Origin of the sequence: Pseudomonas agronomica (assembly GCF_025917275.1) — a bacterium.
Taxonomy (GTDB): Bacteria; Pseudomonadota; Gammaproteobacteria; order Pseudomonadales; family Pseudomonadaceae; genus Aquipseudomonas; species Aquipseudomonas agronomica.
Window position 1 is genome coordinate 1 of sequence record NZ_JAOSHO010001103.1, and the last position, 316, is coordinate 316.

General features: G+C 62.0%; 1 protein-coding gene and 1 pseudogene. Both read right to left on the bottom strand.

Going from position 1 to position 316, the window contains the following annotated elements:
• The coding region (locus OC610_RS29120) for an ABC transporter permease (protein ID WP_408636683.1) at nt 1-210 on the bottom strand (210 nt) is incomplete at its 3' end.
• A 6-nt stretch (nt 211-216) separates the two neighbouring features.
• Nucleotides 217-316: pseudogene (locus OC610_RS29125) on the bottom strand (ABC transporter permease); the annotation flags it as partial.

Genomic DNA, 316 nt, shown 5'->3' on the forward strand with positions numbered 1-316 from the left:
CGCGGCGCTCATCCAGTCCGGGTTGGAAAAGAACTGGCCGTACCATTTGAACGTCCAGCCGGGTGGCGGGAACACCAGCCACTGGGAGGAGCCGAACGACAGCAGCACGATGAACACGATCGGCAACAGCAGGAACAATGCGATCACGCCCGTGGTGAAATACAGGCCGAACCGCATGCGCCGGCTCATGGCATTGGGAGTCAGGAGCATGGCGGCTTACCTCGCGTTGCTGGCGCCGACCGGAGATTCCGGCTGGAGCTTCAGGTAGAAGTAGAACAACACCAGGGTGATCGCCACCAACAAGGCCGCGCCGGCA